Below are 18,660 nucleotides of genomic sequence, written 5' to 3'. Positions count from 1 at the left end.
GGTACATGGGATATGAAAGCTTCTTTCATATCCCAGTGCTGCATTCAGGGAGAAAAAATCATGGAATTAACGTATCAGATCGGATATGACGAGACAATCAGCAGATGGAATGTGACAGCCATGGGGAAGGAACCATTCCATTCCCCGAAGAAATCCTTTGAGGCCGAGGTGAACATGGAGGAATCCTATGTTCAGGTGGTGTATCCGGTCAGAGAGGCATTTTTAAAGGAAGAAAGGATCCAAAAGGCGGCCCGGTATGACGGCCCGTACGAGAATCTTTATTTCCCGTTTGAGAATAACAGAATTGACTTATCCACGTTTCTCCACACGCCCCATTACATATACGTCCATGCGAAGGCGTGCGTGCGCGCGGCGGCGGAGGGAAGCTACCCGTTCGATCTCTATACCTGCGGCGGAGTCAGAGTGTGGGTGAACGGCGGGGAACAGGCCTGCTATACGCCTTACACCAGAAATATTGCAGGCCACACCCGGGTGAACCTTTTTCTGAAAAAAGGCCTTAATGAAATTAAGGTTTACGCGGATGAACTGGCGGAACGTGATGTCTTCTTCTATTTTGAACTGCGGTATAAGGGCGGGACGCCGGTGGAAGGCAGTGTGGAAGTGACCGAACAGCCGGAGGAGATAAAAAAGGCGGAAGAAATCTTAAAGAGCTGCTATTTTCAGCAGGATATGTATACGGAGGGAGAGGTCCGTCTCTGCTACGACCGGACACTTTTGGACGGCGACACCAGGGTGTACTTAACTTCAAGTCCCTGCGGAACCGGAATGCAGCTTTCCGATATAGAACATTCGGAAATGACGCTGAAAAAGGATGAGGATTACCTGGTATTTGCTGAGACAGAGAAAAGCAGCATCCGTCTCTCAAGAATCTCCGCCTGTTTAACGGTGGGGAACTACGTGGTACCGAGAAATTTATTCGTCGGGATCATTCCGAAAAGCCGGATCGTGCTGGAGCCGGCGGCGACGATCGGGGAGAGGAAGCAGCAGGCCCTGGAATTCCTGGTGAAGAACGGCGAGATCGGTTTCCAGTCCGTAATTACCTCCCTGGAGCTGTTAAAGGGCTGGAATGACAATGCGGAGAAGGGCTTTGATCTGGCCTGCAAAAAAGTCGAGCGCCACGACGACTGCGCGGACTTCAGCCTCGCTCCATTGACCCTCTTAATGACCCGCTACCGGAATCTTCTGACGCCGGAAAAGGCGGAGCGGATCAAGGCGATGGTGCTGAATTTCCGGTACTGGATCGATGAACCGGGAAATGACGTTATGTGGTATTTCAGCGAAAATCACGCATTCCTGTTCCACGTTTCCCAGTATCTCTGGGGCTGTATTTTCGGGAAAGAGACATTTACCGTCAGCGGCAGAACGGGAGCGGAGCAGTCTGAAATCGGGAAGAAACGGGTGCTTGCATGGTTCGACAACTTTTTTGCCTGCGGTTACGCGGAGTGGAATTCGGCAACCTATATTCCCATCGATCTGATCGGATTTTTCAGCCTGTATTTGAACGCTCCCGATGAGGACATCCGGCAGAAGGCTAAAAGGGCGCTGGATTTTACCATGCAGGTCATCGGATTTAACTCCTTTGAGGGCGTGATGAATACCACCTACGGAAGAATTTACGAGGAGACCATCAAGACGCGGCTGCAGGTCGAACCGAATTTTGTGAGCTGGGTGTCCACGGGGAGAGGCTACTGTACCTATTACGGCAATGCCACCTGTTTATACGCCATCAGCGATTACGAACCGGAGGACTACGAAATGGAATGCTGTCCCCGGCCAGGACAGGGGGTGGCCATGGAAACCGACCAGGGAATCGCAGGGGTGAAGATCAACACTTACCGGACCGGAGAGTACTTAACGGCGGGAGTCAGACGGTTTAAGCCATTCCGTCACGGCCATCAGCAGCATCTGATGAATGTGGTATTCGGAAAGGAACGTCCGGCTATCTTCTATGTCAATCATCCGGGAGAGCGGGTCTTCAGCGGGGAAAACCGTCCCAGCTACTGGGCGGGCAATGGAACCATGCCGTGGATCGAGCGGTACCGGAATTTAACGGTCATGGTGTTTGCCATCGATCCGAACGAACTCGTACATTTCATCCATGCCTACACGCCGGTCTATGAGTATGAGGCGTATGCCTGCGACGGCAGCTGGTTCTTTGCAAAATCCGGTGACGGATATCTGGGAAGCTGGTTTTCCAACGGGTACGAGATGACGGCCTATGGAGCCAACACGGAGAAAGAACTGGTATCACGGGGATTAAACCATGCCGTGATTGTAAAATGCGGGTCGAAGGAAGAGTTTGGCAGTTTCGAGGCATTCCGGAAGAGCTTAAAAGAGATGGAAATCGAATGGAACGGGGATCGCAGCGCTGCGTTTACAGACAGCCAGTATGGTGAAATCCGGGTGAGAGATGCGGAAGAATTCCTGGTGAACGGTACGGCAGTATCGGTGGAACCGGCAAAGGGATTCCGGTTCCTGCGGACGAAACTGTAGTAGGGGGATGCGGCTGCGGTGCGGAAAGCCTTTCGGCTCTTCCACACTCACGCATCACTGACTGAATCGAGTCCTTCCAGGTTAAAAGGCGGCGTATATTCTTCTTTTGCGCTGCTTTTTTCCTGCATAAAACCATGGACAAGTCCCAGCTCAATGGCGGTATCCACTACCTTATAGTACTCATACGATGTAATGCGGCGGTTGATCTCCGGAAAACTGCCGCTTTTATAAAATGGGGTGTACTGGCTCATCAGGCTCACATCGAATTTCCCATCCGGAAGGTGCTCCTTCATCCAGTGCAGCAGCAACATGGAATCGTCCTTCGCCCCGGGCAGCACCATGTGGCGTATGATGACGCCCTTTTTCATTAGTGTGCATGCGGGGGCATCGGGGTTTTCCGGATCCTGAAAGGAAGTGAATTCGGGCGTCCCGGTCTGCCGGATCATCTGCAGAATGGCGGCCGATGCCTTTTCAAAGTAGTCCGGCGCCTTGCTGTAGCGGGCGGACAGCCGGGAACTGTAGTATTTCAAATCGGGCAGCCAGATGTCCACGTAGCCCTTAAGGGCTTTTACCACCTCTGTCCGTTCATAGCCGCCGCAGTTATAGACCACGGGGATGGAAAGCCTGGGCTTTACGAGATCCAGGGCGGAGATGACGGAGGGGAGATACTGGGTGGCGGTGACGAGATTGATATTGTGAGCGCCTTCATCCTGAAGGCGAAGAAAGATATCGCCAAGCTGCCGGACCGTGATCTCCTTTCCCAGTCCCTCCTGACTGATGGGGTAATTCTGGCAGAAGCAGCAGCGAAGGGTACATCCGGTGAAAAATACTGTGCCGCTTCCGTGGATTCCGCTGATCCACGGCTCCTCCCACTGGTGAAGGGCCGCCCGGGCCGCCATGACGGTATCGCCGCAGCCGCAGAAGCCCTTTGCTCCAGCGGTGCGGCGGTCGGCCATACAGCTCCTGGGACAGAGTGTGCAGGAATCATATTGGGAAATCAAATCCATCGTGAACCTCCTGTATTTGACAAAATCACTTTTCTACATTAATATAGTAAACAATATACATAAAAAAAGCAAGTGAACAGGTGATAACACATGGAAAATCAAGAGAGAATAAGAGCACTCAGGTACGCATTTCCCAGGACGGTGCCGGTGATGGCGGGATATCTTGTGCTGGGAACCGCCTATGGAATTTTAATGAACATCAACGGTTTCGGTATCTGGTGGGCCCTCGCCATCAGCGTGTTTGTCTACGCGGGGAGCCTGCAGTATCTGGGAATTACATTTTTGACTGCGATGGTAAATCCCATTTACGCATTTTTAATGTCCCTGATGCTGAATGCCAGACATCTCTTTTATGGCCTTTCCATGCTGGACAAGTACCGTGACGCGGGGAAATTAAAGCCGTATCTGATCTTTGCACTGACGGATGAGACATTTTCCATCGTATGCCATGAGGAGCCGCCGAAGAGCATTCCGAGATACTGGGTCTGCTTCTGGATCTCCATCCTGGACCAGTGCTACTGGGTGGCGGGAACCGTCATCGGCGTGCTGCTGGGGAGTCTGATTACATTTGATACGACAGGACTGGATTTTGCGCTGACTGCGTTGTTTGTCGTTATATTTACAGACCAGTGGAAGTCGGGCAACGGCCATAAAGCCGCATTGACCGGCGTGGCGGCATCGGCGCTCTGCGTGGTGGTCTTTGGCCAGAGCGCATTTATCATACCGGCCATGATTCTGATTCTGGCTGCGATCACATGGGATTATAAGAAGAACGGAAAGGAGATGGAGGCATGAGCGGAGGAACTGCACAGGGAATCGTGATTATAGCTGTGATGGCGGCGGCCACACTGCTCACAAGATTCCTTCCCTTTATTCTGTTTCCGGCAGGAAAGAAGACTCCTAAATATATCAGTTTTCTGGGAACAACACTTCCCTATGCTACAATCGGGCTTTTGGTGGTATACTGTTTAAAAGACGTTAATTTTATTTCCTGGCCGCATGCGCTGCCGGAGATAATATCGGTCGCGGCGATCGTGCTTCTCCATGTCTGGAAGGGCAATTCACTTCTGAGCATCGGAGCGGGAACCGTGATCTACATGGTGCTTATACAGGGAGTGTTCGGATGAACAAAAAATCAAAGGTTGTGAAAACGTACGGGGCCGTTCATAAGAGGCGGCTTCCGGTTATACTGGCGGTCGCGGTGATCCTGGTGGCGGCAGGTATTATCATAGGCATGAATATCTATGATGAGTACCACACGTACCGCAGCAGCGAGGCGACGGAATTTGAGACGACGGCAGAGGAGAAAAACGGACTTCTGCTGACCTCAGAGACGAAGATGCTGCTGGGAAAGGTCTACGCGGGCTTTACAGTCCGGGATGCGGAAAGCGGCGAGCCCATCTACCAGTGTCCCGATCTGTATCTGGTCAGGGATCTGGCTTCCATCAGCTGGGGGGCGGAGGAGGAATCTGTCCTTCTGACACAAAAGGATGGAAGCAGCGTGATCTATGTCCGGGCTGGAGACAGGTGGGAGAAAGAGAGCCGGTAGCCAATGGAAAAAGTGAGCCGGTAGCCGGGCTTCCCGGCGACCGCTCAATAACCCTCCGGAAGGGACTTCTGCTCCCTGAATTCCTTCGGCGAGAGGCCGAATTCCTTTTTAAACGCACGGTAAAAACTGGTATAATCTGAAAAACCGTACTGATGGTACAGCTCACCAAATGGAATCCCTGACAGGATTCCATTTTTGCTTGCCTGAAGACGCTTCTTCAAGATGTACTGGTGCAGAGAGATTCCCATGTTGTCCTTGAACACGTGGGAAATATGGTATTTGCTTGCATAGAAAAATGACGCCAGGTGGTCAAGGGACAGATCCTCATCTAAATGGTTGTTGATATAATCGCAGACATTTAAATAGAGCACATTTTCATAGACAGCGGGAACCTGGTGCAGGGAGTCGTAGGTAATCCGGTTTAAATGGAGCAGGAAGGAACAGACCATTAAATGGGCGGAGGTCTCACGAAACGGTTTGTTCCCCCTCATCTCCTCAATCATGTCCAGAAGTCGTCCCTGGAGATCCTGAAAGATGATAAAGTCCGTACGGAAATGGTACTGCTTTTTTTCCTCCACCTGACGGAAGCTGTAGGCAAAATCCTCAGATCCGGCCACCAGCGCCTTGTAATAGGGGCGGCTGATCCAGAGCACGAATCTTCGGTAGTCCTGTCCGGTGGAATGGAAGATGGGATGGTGCCTCGTCTCCGGCGGGATCATTAAATAGTCGCCGTACTGCAGCTCGTACCGGTTCCCGTCCACCTCATAGGTCACGTCTCCGTTCAGGAAAAAATAGATCTCATAATAGGGATGGGTATGATCCACCACATGATCGAGATCGATGTCATTGTAAAAAAATACCTCAAATTCCCCGGAATTCATGTATTGTCTGGTATTAAAACCGGTAGATAATTCTTTTTTCATGTGAAAACCTCCAAAGACAGTGTGTGAAGCATCCTGTTCCTTAGCTATAGTATAGTAGAGAACCGCAACTTTTGCAATGTGAACGGCAACTAAATCCATGGTATTCAAAACAGAATTTGTTATACTAAGGACATGAGGCAGCGAGATGACGGGCTGCAGACAAATTTCTAATATTCAAGGAGGTTTATCATGAAATTATCATTCAGATGGTACGGAGACGATGACAAGGTAACACTGGAGCAGATTCGCCAGATCCCGGGCATGCATTCCATCGTAACGGCCGTATATGACGTTCCGGTCGGCGAGGTATGGAGTAATGAAAGCATTGCAAAGCTTAAAAAAGAAACCGAGGATGCGGGCCTTGCGTTTGAGGTGATCGAGAGCATTCCGGTTCATGAGGACATCAAGCTGGGCAAATCGACGAGAGACCAGTACATTGCGAACTACTGTGAAAATATCCGCCGCGTTGCCAGGGCGGGAATTAAATGCATCTGTTATAATTTCATGCCTGTCTTTGACTGGACAAGAACTCAGCTGGACCATGTGCTGGAGGACGGTTCCACATCACTGGTCTATTATCAGGATCAGGTAGACAAGGTAAACCCACTTGAGAGCGACAGCGATTTAACACTTCCCGGATGGGATTCCAGCTACACAAGAGACGAATTAAAAAAAGTGGTATCCCAGTACAATGCCATGTCGGAGGACGACTTATGGAACAACTTAAAATACTTCCTGGAAGCCATCATTCCGGTAGCTGCGGAGTGTGACGTAAATATGGCGATCCACGAGGATGATCCCTGCTGGAGCATCTTTGGACTTCCGAGAATCATCACCTGCGAGGAGAACCTGGACCGTTTCTTAAAGCTGGTTGACGATAAGCACAACGGCATCACCCTCTGTACCGGTTCCCTGGGCTGCTCCAATAAGAACGACGTGGTAAAGATGGCGGCTAAATATGCGGCCATGGGAAGAATCCATTTCGTTCATGCGAGAAATGTGGCAGTTCTGGATAACAACCAGGGCTTCGAGGAGAGAGCGCACTTATCCAGCTGCGGTTCCCTTGATATGTTTGCCATTTTAAAGGCGCTTTATGACAATGGATTTGACGGTTATATGCGTCCGGATCACGGCCGCATGATCTGGGGTGAGACAGGGCGCGCAGGATACGGCCTCTACGACAGAGCGCTGGGCGCCACCTATTTAAACGGACTCTGGGAAGCCATCGACAAAATGAGCCGGTAGGATTGAGACAAAAATCAAAGATTTGTAAATCAGTGATTATTAAAATAGAAAGAGGGAAATAACTTATGGGATTATCATTTGGAACGGATTTAACAGGAAAAGTTGCAGTTGTTACAGGCGCAGGCGGAGTTTTATGCGGTATGTTTGCAAAGACGCTGGCTGAGGCGGGCGCAAAGGTTGCGGTTCTCGATTTGAACGAAGAGGCGGCCGGCAGGGTTGCAGAGGACATCGTGGCAGCTGGCCATACCGCAAAGGCATACAAGGCAAACGTTCTGGAGCGTGAGAGCCTGGAAGAGGTTCACGCAAAGGTGCTGGCTGAGTTAGGTCCGTGTGACGTTCTGGTAAACGGCGCAGGCGGCAACAATCCGAAGGCGCAGACCACGAAGGAATACTTTGAGATGGGCGATATCGAGGCGGATACCATATCCTTCTTCGACTTAGATCCGAAGGGCGTGGAGTTCGTATTCAACTTAAACTTCCTGGGAACCCTGCTTCCGACACAGATCTTCGCGAAAGACATGATCGGCAGAGAAGGCTGCAACATCTTAAACGTTTCCTCCATGAACGCCTTCACCCCACTGACGAAGATTCCGGCCTACAGCGGCGCAAAGGCAGCTGTGAGCAACTTTACACAGTGGCTGGCTGTTCATTTCTCCAAGGCCGGCATCCGTGTAAATGCCATGGCGCCTGGCTTCTTTGTGACAAAGCAGAATGAAAAGCTTCTGTTCAACGAGGACGGAACAGCTACTGCGAGAACTGCTAAGATTCTGGCAGCGACTCCAATGGGACGTTTCGGCGAGGCTGAAGAATTAAACGGAACACTTCTGTTCCTGTTAAACAATGAGGCAGCTGGCTTCATCACAGGCGTGGTTATTCCGGTTGACGGTGGTTTCTCTGCTTATTCAGGCGTATAGGAGATTCCTTTCATACAGGATATAAGAATCAAAACCCCCGAAAAGGCGCACAACGCCTTCCGGGGGTTTTCGTTATTCAGGATATTTATGACAGAGCCTATTTGTCTTCTGCGATATTCTTCGCGCGCGTGATGTAAGGGTATAAGTCCTCGTAGGCTTCCTGCTCCGCCTCGGTTTCAGGCAGGGCGGGGATGAGGCCGGTGCAGTCCATGGTGGAACACGCCTGGATATCAACATCAAAATCATCGGGCTGGCTGATTGCATTTTTATCGTCTTCCATTGGTATCTCCTTTCGCAAAGCTGTACTGTTATTAGTTTGGGGAGTTTTGTCGGATTTATGCGCAACTTGCAGAATATCTTGTTTTGTACGTCACAGTCAGAAGAAAAATACGTTATATACTATGAGATCTCAAAATTATATGATATCAGGAAATTACGGAGGTAGCGTGCATGAGGATAGCAGTGTACGCAGGCAATACGTCACAGCTGGATAATGCAGGAGAATACTTTAAAAAATGGAAAAAAAGAGGGGTTCTGTTTAAAGAAGATTATTTTTTATCCACGGAGGAGCTATGCAGGGCCGTGGAGGAAAAGAATTATAGTGCCATCATTGTCTATGTGGATTCTGACTGGACAGCAAAGGAATCTGTATTTAATCAGTTAAAGAAGAAGGAGCAGGAAAGCTTAATTATTTATATTTGCGGACGAAGGGATCAATGGAAGAAATTGTCCCGTGCTAAATATACAGCAGTATTTAATGGACAGCCCATAGTCTACAACATGGAGGATATCTGTTTTTTGGAATCCTACGACAGAAAGACCAGCGTAGTGCTGGGAAAGAAAAAGATACGGGTCAAGGCCAGACTCGATGTGGAGGAACAGAGACTTTCCAATTACCATTTCGCACGCATTAATCAGTACACTCTGATTAATATGCTGCAGATACGCAGTATGGAAGGGGATGAGATTCGTATGGCTAACGGCGAGAAGCTGTATATCAGCAGCAGCCGCAGAAAGCTGTTTATGGAAAAGTACAGGCAGTTTGCTCAGGAAAATTTCAGCGTTGTATGACAGATCAGGTATAGCGGATTAGGTATAGCGGATCAGGTATGACAGATCATGCATGACAGATGAGATACGACAGATGAGATACGACATATAAGAAAACCGGAATAATTCGGAGAAGCCACTGTGAAAAAAGGCTGCTTCTTCCAAATTATTCCGGCTTTTTTATTCCAATCAGATAATCCTCATGGTAAGACCGTAAGTTTTGCTTTTCCCTGTTTCCAGCTTCTGTACATGATTCTTATGTACGAATTCATCATCTTCCGTTGCGTAGATACCGGAACCGTTCCATGGCTCCACGCACAGGAATGGGGCTTCTGCCGGGTAAGGGGTCCAGAATGCGACTGTTTCAAAGCCAAGGAATCCCACCTCGATACCGTGTCCCGTATTCTTATTGATAATGGATACTTTCCTTGAGTTTAAGTCGTCAAAGTATACAGCGTCATCCTTGAACAGCTCCCTTGTGAGCGGCAGCCTGCGGCTGTGATCGAGACGGGGAACTCTGTGGGAGGGGTCAAACTGTAAATGTTCCAGATCGTAAACCATGCTGGATGCGGTCTCTTCCTCTTCGAATTCCAGTTCGTAATCGGTGAAGGAAGCGCCTTCCTCCATCGGACAGTTAAATCCGGGATGAGCGCCGAGGCAGTAGTAGATGGTCCTGTCATCGGTGTTGGCTACGCAGTATTCCATGGAAAGCATGCCGTTCTCAATGACATAAGTTAAGGAGAGGCGGAAGGAGTATGGATAAATGGCTTTCGTCTCTTCCGTATCGTGAATCTCAAAGGTAACCATGGTATCGGACTGTCTGGTGACCTGGAAATCTACATCGCGGCAGAAGCCGTGTTTTTCGATATGGTAAGTCTCCCCCTCAATAATAGTTTGGTTATTCCGGCAGTTTCCTACAATAGGAAACAACAGCGGGGAGCAGCGGTTCCAGAATTTCGGGTCTCTCTGCCAGATGTATTCTTTACCGGTGCTGTCCTTATAGGAGATTAACTGGGCGCCGATGCTGTCAATGACAGCGGATCCGTTGGAATCAAAGATCGTTACGAGCATAAAATTTACCTCTTTTCTTCTATATTAATTATTTTGACTTTGCCAGGCTTCTGGAAGGATGGTACTGACCGCAGCTTTCGCGGCTGGCCAGGTAGTACGGCAGATTCATGCGGATCGGAAGGCGGTGGCCGCCCTCGATGCGGTCAATCAGGATTTTCGCCGTCATCTGTCCCATCTCCTCCACCGGCATGTGAATGGTGGTCAGCATGGGGGAGAGATACTGGGCCGTATCGATATCATCGATGCTGATGATGGAGACATCCTCCGGAATCCGGCATCCCGTTTCCTGAATGGCTCTCATGGCTCCGATGGCCGTCACATCATTGCTGCAGAAGAGGGCGGATACATCGACACCCCGGCAGGTCAGCTGTCTGGCGCCGCGGTAGCCGCCTTCCGATGACAGAGGGACATCTGCTACGTATTCCTTCTTCAAGGGAATGCCGCCTGTGTTCAGCGCGGTACAGTATCCGGTGTAACGGTCCTCATCCCTGGTCTCACCGATGTATCCGATTCGCGTGTGGCCGAGGCTCATAAGGTGGTTCATAGCGGTCAGCGAGGCCTGGTAGCCGTCGCTGATAACCTGGTCGTACTTTGCATCCAGAATATTCAAACCGGTATAGGCGACGCAGTTAAAATACTTCTTTAAAAAGCTGAGCGTCTGTTTGTCGCACCGTCCCAGCACTACAACGCCGTCCACATGGTTGTCCGTAATGAGACGGAAGGTGTTGGGATGATGGATGTCAATGGCGGTAAAGGAGTACTTGAGCACATAATTATGCTTAAATGCCTCCTGTTCAATACTGCGTGCCAGCGTGGAGAAGAAAAGGTCCGATTTGGAATCCTCCGTCCGGGCAAAGAGACAGGCAATCGAGCGGGAGAGCGGTTCGGGAGAATCGGTGCCTCCCATCTTCAAATCGCGGGCCGTGCTGTTAGGAGTATATCCAGTGCGCCTCACAATCTCCCAGATCCGGTCCTGCACCTCTTTGCTGGCCGCATTTGTGCTGTTTTTATTGATGACCCGGGAAACCGTGGAGATGGATACGCCGGCTTCTTTGGCGATTTCTTTCAGTGTCATAAACCAGCCCCCTTTACTTAAGTTTAACATCCTTATTATTCATGCCAGTTTATCATAAGTATACACGAAAAATGGTCAAAATGCCATAGGTGAATGGTCAAACGTTTGCGTGAAGTTTTATCTTTACGGTTACGCAAACGTTTGACTAAATAAGAGGTGCTAAATTTATACAATGTGTTATAATATACACATAAAATAGAGATGTGTATTGGGGAAAATCACAAAGAAAGGGGATTTACAAATGTCTTTTGGGAATTCTGAAAACAAAAAGAAGAAGGACATCGTTGCCGCAATACCGAACTGGGGTTGGCTGCTGATATCATTTTTGGTTGCCATTGTGCTTTGGTTCTGGCTTTCGGTCAATCCGTCTACCGCAAGAAGTTTTCCATTTTTACCGGAGGTAGTCAAATCACTGAAAACTATGATTGAGAGAGGGGTTCTGTGGAACGACTTCTCCAGCAGTATGATTTCCGTCATTCTGGGATTTGTCCTTGGCTTTATCACAGCAGTGCCCATCGCGTTTATGATGGCATGGTACCGTCCGGTGCGCTACATAGTAGAACCGTGGATTCAGTTTATTCGTAATATTCCGCCTCTGGCTTACGTACCGCTTGTTGTTATCGCAGCAGGCGTCGGCAGAAAGCCACAGGTTATCGTTATCTGGCTTGCAACTTTCTTAATTATGTGCGTTACCATTTATCAGGGCGTCCGCAACGTGGATGAGACACTGATCAAGGCCGCCCGGGTTCTGGGAGCAAAAGACAGAGATATTTTTGTGAAGGTTATTTTCCCGGCAACCACCCCATTTATCATCACGGCAGTCCGTCTCGGCGTATCCGTTGCACTGACAACCTTAATCGCCGCAGAATCGACAGGCGCCGTAGCAGGACTCGGTATGAGAATCCGTTCTTTAAACAACAGCTTCGATGTTCCGCCGATGCTTCTCTACATCATTATCATCGGTATCATCGGAATTACGAGTGAAAAGATCATCAAATATCTGGAAAGGAAGTTCACGGGATGGCAGGAAACGAGAGAAATATAAAGGTTAAGATCGATCATGTGGAGAAGATCTATGAAGGCCGCAAGGGCCGTATGGTGGCGTTAAACGGCATTGACCTGGATATTATGGAGAATGAATTTATCTGCGTGGTCGGCCCTTCCGGCTGCGGAAAGTCTACCCTGCTGAATATTATCGCAGGCCTTCTCCCGGCCACCTCCGGCGCCGTTTACGTAGACGGCAAGAAGGTGGAAGGCACCGGTACGGAACGAGGCGTGGTTTTCCAGCAGTATGCCTTATTCCCATGGCTGACCGTATTAAAGAATGTTATGTTTGGCCTTAAATTAAAAGGTATGAACGACGCACAGGCCAGGGAAATCGCCATGAAGTACATCAAGATGGTGGAGCTGGAGGAGTTCGTGGACGCATACCCGAAGGAACTGTCGGGCGGTATGAAGCAGAGGGTGGCGATCGCCAGAGCCTATGCGGTGCAGCCGGAAGTGCTTCTCATGGATGAGCCCTTCGGAGCGCTGGATGCGCAGACGAGAACCCAGCTTCAGTCAGAGCTGACAAAGACGTGGCAGGAAGAGAAGAAGACCTGTTTCTTTATCACCCATGATGTGGAGGAGGCCGTTATTCTGGCCACCAAGGTCATTATTATGAGCGCGAGACCGGGCCGCATCAAAAAGATTGTGGACATCAATCTTCCGTATCCGCGTACGCAGGAGATGAAGATGGAGCTTCCATTCCTGGATTTAAAGACGTATATCTGGGGCGAGGTTTATCAGGAATATCTGGAAGTGCGTAAATAAGGAGTGTTTATTGAAATGTTTTATAAAAACCAATGTTATATAAAAACCAATGTTTTATAAAAATCATTTTAAGGAGGAAAACATTATGAAGAAGGCATTACCATTAATTATGGCGGCTCTGGTAGCTGCATCACTGGCAGGCTGCGGAAGCACCAAGACAGAGGCAACAACAGCGGCACCTGCGGAGACGACAACGGCCGCAGCGGCGGAGACGACAAAGGAAGAAGCAAAGGCTGAGGAGACAACAGAGGCTCCTACAGAAGCCAAGGCAGAGCCGATCACCATGAATGTGGCATATATGCCTAACTACGGAAGCTTATGGTCCGTGATGACGGCAAAAGAAAAGGGCTTTTTCGACGAGGAAGGCATCACCGTTAATCTCGTAGAATTCGCAGACGGTCCTACCATCATCGCAGCTATGGAGTCCGGCAGCATCGATGTCGGCTACATCGGACAGGGCGCTCATAAGCTTTGTGTCAACGGCCAGGCGAAGATCTTTGCTCTGTCCCATATCTCCAACGGCGACGCTTTAATCGGCGGCCCCGGATTCACAAAGGTTGAAGATTTAAAGGGAAAGAAAGTTGCTTATTCTTCTGGTACCTCCAGTGAAGACATTCTGGTCAACAGCCTGACAAAGGCCGGCATGACCATGGATGACATCACAGCCGTAGATATGGACGCATCCGGTATCGTAACCGCTATGATTTCCGGCGGTGTTGACGCATGTGCCACATGGTCACCAAACAGCTTGAAGATTTTAGAGGAAGTAAAAGATTCCACAAAGATCTGTGACAACTTAACCTTCTCTGATACGACAGTATCCCTTGCAAGCTGGATTGCAACACCAAAGTATGCAGACGCGAACCAGGATAAGATCCTGCGCTTCACAAGGGCTTTATTCAAAGCCATGGACTATGCTGCAGACGATCATTACGATGAAGTTGCCAAGTACGTATCCACGCAGACAGCAACCGATTACGACAGCGTTTACGCACAGCGCGGCGACGCAGACTGGCTGACAGGAAAAGAAGTAGCAGAAGGCGCCAAAGACGGCACCGTTGAGAATTACTACAAGATTCAGCAGGATAACTTTATCAAGGCCGGCGCTGTAGAGAAAGAAGTTCCGGTAGCCGATTACGTTATGCTGGATAACATGATTGAAGCAGGCAAGTAAGAGTAAACAGTAACACACAGGTGAAGAGAGTGTCCCGGAAATTCTATTTCCAATTCAGAGGCACTCTCTTTTCTAAGGCGGGATGGCGAAATGCATATCTGAACGCATTTTCAATCCCTCCGACAGTAGACAGGAGGAAAATGATGAGTCACGCATATTACCAGTACAACAAAGAGCAGCTTTTAAAGGAACCCAGGCTCCCGCTGATCTGCATGCCGGATAACGCCACGGTTTTCCAGGCAATGGCAAAGGAGATGTTTGAAGAGATCGAGGCAAACAATCAGGCGGGAAAGAAGACGGTTTTTATCTGCCCGGTCGGCCCGGTTGGCCAGTACCCCTATTTCGTAGACATGGTCAATGAAAGGAATTTAAGTCTCAAGGATACCTGGTTTATCAACATGGACGAGTATCTGGACGACGATAAAAAATGGATTCCCGTGGATCACCCTTTAAGCTTCCATGGCTTCATGGAACGGACTGTCTATACGAAGATCAAGCCGGAACTCATCATGCCGGTAGAGCAGAGAGTATTCCCGGACCCTGAAAATGTAGGCTACATACCGGAACTGATCGAGAAGCTGGGCGGCGTCGATATTGCCTTCGGCGGCATCGGCATCAATGGCCATGTGGCGTTTAATGAGGCAGATCCGTCTCTTTCACCGGAGGAATTTCTGGCGCAGAAGACGCGGGTTCTCACCATCACACCGGAGACGAGAACGGCTAACGCCATCGGCGATTTCGGCGGAGCGCTGGAGGATATGCCGCATTACTGTGTGACGATTGGAATCTACGAGATCGCCCACGCGAGAAAGATCCGTCTGGGAGTGTTCCGCAACTGGCACAGAGCGGTAGTGCGCCGCACGGCCTACGGGGAACCATCCACCGATTTCCCGGTGAGCTTATTGCAGAACCATCCGGATATTACGCTGACACTGACGGATTACGTGGCGGCGCTGACGGACTGAGAGATACAAAGACGGACTGAGAAAACAAAGTTATTGATACAGACTGGCGACAGAAAAGAAAGTGAGGATATAGACAATGCCATTGATTCCCTTAAGACCTCTGATGGAGGCAACGATAAAATACGGATTCGGCCAGGGGGCGTTTAATGTAAACGCGGTAGCCCAGGCAAAAGCAGCCATTGAAGTGCACGAGATGTTCCGTTCCCCGGCCATTTTACAGGGGGCAGACTTAGCGAACGGCTTTATGGGCGGCCGTACCGACTTTATGAATGCGACACTGGAAGATAAGAAGATCGGCGCGAAGAATATCGCGGACGCCGTAAAGAAATATGGGGCAGATTCGGATATTCCCATCGTCCTGCACTTAGATCACGGCCGTGATTTTGATTCCTGTGTGGCGGCGATCGAGGGCGGATATACCTCTGTTATGATCGACGGTTCCTCCCTGCCATTTGACGAGAACGTGGATCTGACGCGAGAAGTGGTAAAATATGCACATGCGAGAGGCGTCAGCGTAGAAGGAGAGCTGGGCGTTCTGGCCGGCGTGGAAGATCATGTATTCTCCGCGTCCTCCACCTACACTAACCCATTAAAGGCAGTGGAATTCTTCCGTAAGACCGGCGTGGATGCACTTGCTATCTCTTACGGAACCATGCATGGCGCTTCCAAGGGAAAAGACGTAAAGCTGAGAAAAGAGATCGCCACGGCGATCAGGGAGTGCTTAAGCCATGAAGGCATCTTCGGCGCACTCGTATCTCATGGTTCCTCCACGGTGCCGAAATACATAGTAGATGAGATCAACGCTTTGGGCGGAGAACTGACGAATGCCTACGGTATTTCCATTGAGGAGCTGCAGGCAGCCATTCCGTGCGGCATCAATAAGATCAACGTGGATACGGATATCCGTCTGGCAGTCACAAGAAACATGAAGGAACTGTTTGTAAAATATCCGGAGCTTCGTACCAGCGCTTCGATCGGAGAAATCTATGAGCTGCTGGAGGCAAAGAAGAGCCAGTTTGACCCGCGTGTCTTCCTTCCGCCAATCATGGATACGGTTATGAAGGGAACAATTCCGGACGATGATGTGGCGGCGATTGTAAACTGCGTCGAGCGCGGCGTAAAGGAAGTAGTAGGAACGCTGATCGTACAGTTCGGTTCCTTCGGCAAGGCGCCGTTAGTGGAGCAGGTGACGCTGGAAGAGATGATTGAACGGTATAAGAAGAATTAAACAGAGTGTTATATGGCCCGGCAGAAGGTCCTGAGAGGGAGCGATGCCGGGCTTTTTCTGTGGGTTGCTTTTTCCATAAGGCCTGATTATACTGGAACTAGATCAGGAGGGGGGAAGACGATACACTGTGGAACAAAGTAGCAACGGAAAAGGAGGGAGTGTTATGCTGTCTAAGCGCCAGTTAAAGATACTTATGGAATTTTGTTCCAGTCCGGGCGCGGTTTTTTCATCACAGTACTTTTCAGACAGGCTCGAAGTGAGTATCAGAACTGTGAAAGCTGATTTTGACGTGGTAAAAGAGGCCCTGGACCGGGATGGAAGCGCCGTTATTCTGTCGATGCCTTCCAAAGGCAGTATATTAAAGGTGCTGAATCAGGAGAGATTCCAGGAACTGACGGAGAGAATCAGAAGAGAATATTCAGATGAATTTCCGCTGACAGAACAGCCCATGAGGGTAAAATTAATGATATCCAGGCTGCTGGGAACGAACCAGTATCTGACCAAAGAATGGCTGGAAGAGGAGATGGCCGTGTCGGAATCTACGCTTTATCTCGATATGAAGCTTGTCAGAAAGACCATTGAGCCATACCAGCTGACCATGTCTTACGAATCCGGAAGGGGGTATAAGATCGGGGGCCTGGAAAAGAACAAGAGGCAGTGTCTCATTAAGGAAAATATCTATACACTGCCGGCCGGAAACAGGAACAGAAAATCACTGGAGATGAAGACTGTCACCATGATTGAAGAGATTATCGTAGAGACGCTGGTGGACTACGAGTTTAAGATTTCGGATACTCTGTTCCGGGAACTCATTGTCTATGTGGTATTGTCGATTGAACGTATGCTGGGGGGGAATTTTATAAGAAAGAAAAATACGAACGAGAGTAACACCAGCAGTGAACGGGAATATGAGATTGCAGAGCGTATCCTGAGACGGAGTGCAGTGAAGCTGAATTTTCCGGTGATGGAGGATGAGATCGGACTGCTGGCTATCTATTTAAAAGGAACAGGGGACTACGACAGAAAGAGTGGAATTCCTCAGGAGGTGAATGATTTTATCACCGATTCCCTGTCCCTCATCCACCAGGAATTCAGTGTGGATTTTACCGGAGATGTGGAACTCAATATCTTTCTGTGCCTGCATTTTATTCCTCTGCTCACCAGGCTGCAGAATGATATGCAGCTGGACAATGAGATGCTGTATGAAATCAAACAATCATTTCCGTTTGCCTTTGATATTGCAATCTATTTCTCTCTGCTCATTCAGAAGCGGTATGGAAAAAAGATTGTGGAAGGGGAAATATCGTATTTTGCACTCTGTTTTGCCTATGGGCTGGAAAACTTAAATGCGGAAGAGAATGCGAAGAGCATCCTTGTTATTACTCCGTTAAAGCAGAGTGAAACCATTCTGATCAGGCAGAGAATCAATCAGTGGTTTAAAAATCAGATCGCCTGCCTGGATTTTGTCAATCAGGTTGATCTACCGGCCGTTGAACTGCAGAAATATGACGCAGTATTTACGACCCACAGGAAGCTTACAGGAGCGGTGAAGGATCTCGCGGTTCGCATTCGTATGTTCCCCAGCGAGCAGGACTTTCTCCGGATGAATATGGCAATTAACGGGTATACCAGTGCCGAATCCGTGCTGTCAAAATTCCATGAGGATCTTGTTTTCATGGGGGAAGCAGGCTCTAAAGAGGACATACTGGAACGCCTTCTGACACTGGCTGAGGAAAAGTATGAATTGTCCCCGAGGTTCAGAACTGAAATCCTGGCCAGAGAAGAACTTGGAAGCACCTATTTCGGCAATAAGATTGCCATTCCCCATCCCCTCTGCCCGATTACAGAGGAGACCTTTGTGGTAGCCGGTCTTCTGGACCGGGAGATCAGCTGGTCTGAGAGTGAGAAGGTCCGCATTGTTTTAATGGTATCCGCGGAGGCCAATAACCCTAAGGCATTCCAGCTCTGGCATTACCTTTCTTCCCTGGTATGCAATAAAAAGCTGGTAAACGAACTTCTTTCAGATTTAAGCTATGAAAATCTACTGAATCAATTAACGGAATCCCTCCGTGATAAATTCTGAAATATTAATTATCTGCACGAAGCTTAGTGAAATACATTAAATTTTCTGCC

The 18,660-nt window shown here is 49.3% G+C and carries 18 protein-coding genes; 13 read left to right on the top strand and 5 right to left on the bottom strand.

Annotated elements, in window-relative coordinates:
• Positions 1–60: 60 nt before the first annotated feature.
• Positions 61–2,514: a hypothetical protein gene (locus H8S75_RS17835; RefSeq protein ID WP_187022795.1), complete on the top strand. Its 2,454-nt coding sequence runs from the start codon at positions 61–63 to the stop codon at positions 2,512–2,514.
• Positions 2,515–2,561: 47 nt separating this feature from the next.
• Here H8S75_RS17835 and H8S75_RS17830 read toward each other — a convergent pair whose 3' ends face one another.
• Complete coding sequence (locus tag H8S75_RS17830) at positions 2,562–3,521, bottom strand: radical SAM protein (protein ID WP_187022794.1); 960 nt, start codon at positions 3,519–3,521, stop codon at positions 2,562–2,564.
• Between the two features lie 90 nt (positions 3,522–3,611).
• Between H8S75_RS17830 and H8S75_RS17825 the strand changes: the two genes are divergently transcribed.
• Genes H8S75_RS17825 through H8S75_RS17815 form a run of 3 tightly spaced genes read left to right on the top strand, consistent with a single transcriptional unit; the run spans position 3,612 to position 5,070 of the window.
• Positions 3,612–4,316, top strand: a complete 705-nt coding sequence (locus H8S75_RS17825) for an AzlC family ABC transporter permease (protein WP_187022793.1) — start codon at positions 3,612–3,614, stop codon at positions 4,314–4,316.
• The gene (locus H8S75_RS17820; protein ID WP_187022792.1) at positions 4,313–4,648 is read left to right on the top strand and encodes a branched-chain amino acid transporter permease; all 336 of its coding nucleotides are present in this window, start codon (positions 4,313–4,315) and stop codon (positions 4,646–4,648) included. The genes H8S75_RS17825 and H8S75_RS17820 overlap by 4 nt, the downstream gene beginning before the upstream one ends.
• Complete coding sequence (locus tag H8S75_RS17815; RefSeq protein WP_187022791.1) at positions 4,645–5,070, top strand: hypothetical protein; 426 nt, start codon at positions 4,645–4,647, stop codon at positions 5,068–5,070. The genes H8S75_RS17820 and H8S75_RS17815 overlap by 4 nt, the downstream gene beginning before the upstream one ends.
• A 44-nt stretch (positions 5,071–5,114) precedes the next feature.
• Here the strand turns inward: H8S75_RS17815 and H8S75_RS17810 are convergent, their stop codons facing one another.
• On the bottom strand, positions 5,115–5,993 hold the full coding sequence (locus H8S75_RS17810; RefSeq protein WP_187022790.1) for a helix-turn-helix domain-containing protein: 879 nt from the start codon (positions 5,991–5,993) through the stop codon (positions 5,115–5,117).
• A 189-nt stretch (positions 5,994–6,182) separates the two neighbouring features.
• On the opposite strand from H8S75_RS17810, the gene uxuA reads away from it, so the two are divergent.
• Both uxuA and H8S75_RS17800 read left to right on the top strand, forming a co-directional pair.
• Entirely contained in the window at positions 6,183–7,238 is a 1,056-nt protein-coding gene (gene uxuA, locus H8S75_RS17805) for a mannonate dehydratase (RefSeq protein WP_002600870.1), read from the top strand.
• A gap of 65 nt (positions 7,239–7,303) precedes the next feature.
• Positions 7,304–8,152: an SDR family oxidoreductase gene (locus H8S75_RS17800; RefSeq protein ID WP_002600869.1), complete on the top strand. Its 849-nt coding sequence runs from the start codon at positions 7,304–7,306 to the stop codon at positions 8,150–8,152.
• A gap of 97 nt (positions 8,153–8,249) precedes the next feature.
• Here the strand turns inward: H8S75_RS17800 and H8S75_RS17795 are convergent, their stop codons facing one another.
• Complete coding sequence (locus H8S75_RS17795; RefSeq protein WP_002600868.1) at positions 8,250–8,432, bottom strand: hypothetical protein; 183 nt, start codon at positions 8,430–8,432, stop codon at positions 8,250–8,252.
• Positions 8,433–8,602: 170 nt separating this feature from the next.
• Between H8S75_RS17795 and H8S75_RS17790 the strand changes: the two genes are divergently transcribed.
• A complete protein-coding gene (locus H8S75_RS17790) occupies positions 8,603–9,223 on the top strand; it encodes a LytR/AlgR family response regulator transcription factor (protein ID WP_187022789.1) in 621 nt (206 codons plus the stop codon).
• A gap of 168 nt (positions 9,224–9,391) precedes the next feature.
• Here the strand turns inward: H8S75_RS17790 and H8S75_RS17785 are convergent, their stop codons facing one another.
• Positions 9,392–10,273 carry an aldose 1-epimerase family protein gene (locus H8S75_RS17785; protein ID WP_187022788.1) on the bottom strand — a complete coding sequence of 294 codons (882 nt, stop codon included), beginning with the start codon at positions 10,271–10,273 and terminating at the stop codon, positions 9,392–9,394.
• Between the two features lie 28 nt (positions 10,274–10,301).
• Positions 10,302–11,348 carry a LacI family DNA-binding transcriptional regulator gene (locus H8S75_RS17780; RefSeq protein ID WP_187022787.1) on the bottom strand — a complete coding sequence of 349 codons (1,047 nt, stop codon included), beginning with the start codon at positions 11,346–11,348 and terminating at the stop codon, positions 10,302–10,304.
• Positions 11,349–11,589: 241 nt separating this feature from the next.
• Between H8S75_RS17780 and H8S75_RS17775 the strand changes: the two genes are divergently transcribed.
• From H8S75_RS17775 to H8S75_RS17750, 6 genes are all read left to right on the top strand, one after another.
• The gene (locus tag H8S75_RS17775) at positions 11,590–12,393 is read left to right on the top strand and encodes an ABC transporter permease (protein ID WP_002600864.1); all 804 of its coding nucleotides are present in this window, start codon (positions 11,590–11,592) and stop codon (positions 12,391–12,393) included.
• Positions 12,369–13,160, top strand: coding sequence for an ABC transporter ATP-binding protein (locus H8S75_RS17770; protein WP_002600863.1), 792 nt, complete (start codon positions 12,369–12,371; stop codon positions 13,158–13,160). Before H8S75_RS17775 ends, H8S75_RS17770 begins: the two co-directional genes overlap by 25 nt.
• Before the next feature lie 85 nt (positions 13,161–13,245).
• A complete protein-coding gene (locus H8S75_RS17765; RefSeq protein ID WP_002600862.1) occupies positions 13,246–14,334 on the top strand; it encodes an ABC transporter substrate-binding protein in 1,089 nt (362 codons plus the stop codon).
• A 143-nt stretch (positions 14,335–14,477) separates the two neighbouring features.
• Positions 14,478–15,299, top strand: a complete 822-nt coding sequence (locus H8S75_RS17760; RefSeq protein ID WP_002600861.1) for a sugar phosphate isomerase family — start codon at positions 14,478–14,480, stop codon at positions 15,297–15,299.
• Positions 15,300–15,375: 76 nt separating this feature from the next.
• Positions 15,376–16,527, top strand: a complete 1,152-nt coding sequence (locus H8S75_RS17755; RefSeq protein WP_002600860.1) for a class II fructose-bisphosphate aldolase — start codon at positions 15,376–15,378, stop codon at positions 16,525–16,527.
• A 163-nt stretch (positions 16,528–16,690) separates the two neighbouring features.
• The gene (locus H8S75_RS17750; RefSeq protein ID WP_187022786.1) at positions 16,691–18,610 is read left to right on the top strand and encodes a BglG family transcription antiterminator; all 1,920 of its coding nucleotides are present in this window, start codon (positions 16,691–16,693) and stop codon (positions 18,608–18,610) included.
• Positions 18,611–18,660 lie beyond the last annotated feature (50 nt).

The organism is Hungatella hominis, from assembly GCF_014288005.1.
Taxonomy (GTDB): domain Bacteria; phylum Bacillota; class Clostridia; order Lachnospirales; family Lachnospiraceae; genus Hungatella; species Hungatella effluvii.
Note: the sequence above shows the minus strand (reverse complement) of the source record. Positions and strands in the feature narration are given on the sequence as shown.

Coding starts and splice junctions, on each gene's coding strand:
- H8S75_RS17835 (WP_187022795.1), top strand. CDS start 61: ATGGAATTAACGTATCAGATCGGATATGACGAGACAATCAGCAGATGG.
- H8S75_RS17830 (WP_187022794.1), bottom strand. CDS start 3,521: ATGGATTTGATTTCCCAATATGATTCCTGCACACTCTGTCCCAGGAGC.
- H8S75_RS17825 (WP_187022793.1), top strand. CDS start 3,612: ATGGAAAATCAAGAGAGAATAAGAGCACTCAGGTACGCATTTCCCAGG.
- H8S75_RS17820 (WP_187022792.1), top strand. CDS start 4,313: ATGAGCGGAGGAACTGCACAGGGAATCGTGATTATAGCTGTGATGGCG.
- H8S75_RS17815 (WP_187022791.1), top strand. CDS start 4,645: ATGAACAAAAAATCAAAGGTTGTGAAAACGTACGGGGCCGTTCATAAG.
- H8S75_RS17810 (WP_187022790.1), bottom strand. CDS start 5,993: ATGAAAAAAGAATTATCTACCGGTTTTAATACCAGACAATACATGAAT.
- uxuA (WP_002600870.1), top strand. CDS start 6,183: ATGAAATTATCATTCAGATGGTACGGAGACGATGACAAGGTAACACTG.
- H8S75_RS17800 (WP_002600869.1), top strand. CDS start 7,304: ATGGGATTATCATTTGGAACGGATTTAACAGGAAAAGTTGCAGTTGTT.
- H8S75_RS17795 (WP_002600868.1), bottom strand. CDS start 8,432: ATGGAAGACGATAAAAATGCAATCAGCCAGCCCGATGATTTTGATGTT.
- H8S75_RS17790 (WP_187022789.1), top strand. CDS start 8,603: ATGAGGATAGCAGTGTACGCAGGCAATACGTCACAGCTGGATAATGCA.
- H8S75_RS17785 (WP_187022788.1), bottom strand. CDS start 10,273: ATGCTCGTAACGATCTTTGATTCCAACGGATCCGCTGTCATTGACAGC.
- H8S75_RS17780 (WP_187022787.1), bottom strand. CDS start 11,348: ATGACACTGAAAGAAATCGCCAAAGAAGCCGGCGTATCCATCTCCACG.
- H8S75_RS17775 (WP_002600864.1), top strand. CDS start 11,590: ATGTCTTTTGGGAATTCTGAAAACAAAAAGAAGAAGGACATCGTTGCC.
- H8S75_RS17770 (WP_002600863.1), top strand. CDS start 12,369: ATGGCAGGAAACGAGAGAAATATAAAGGTTAAGATCGATCATGTGGAG.
- H8S75_RS17765 (WP_002600862.1), top strand. CDS start 13,246: ATGAAGAAGGCATTACCATTAATTATGGCGGCTCTGGTAGCTGCATCA.
- H8S75_RS17760 (WP_002600861.1), top strand. CDS start 14,478: ATGAGTCACGCATATTACCAGTACAACAAAGAGCAGCTTTTAAAGGAA.
- H8S75_RS17755 (WP_002600860.1), top strand. CDS start 15,376: ATGCCATTGATTCCCTTAAGACCTCTGATGGAGGCAACGATAAAATAC.
- H8S75_RS17750 (WP_187022786.1), top strand. CDS start 16,691: ATGCTGTCTAAGCGCCAGTTAAAGATACTTATGGAATTTTGTTCCAGT.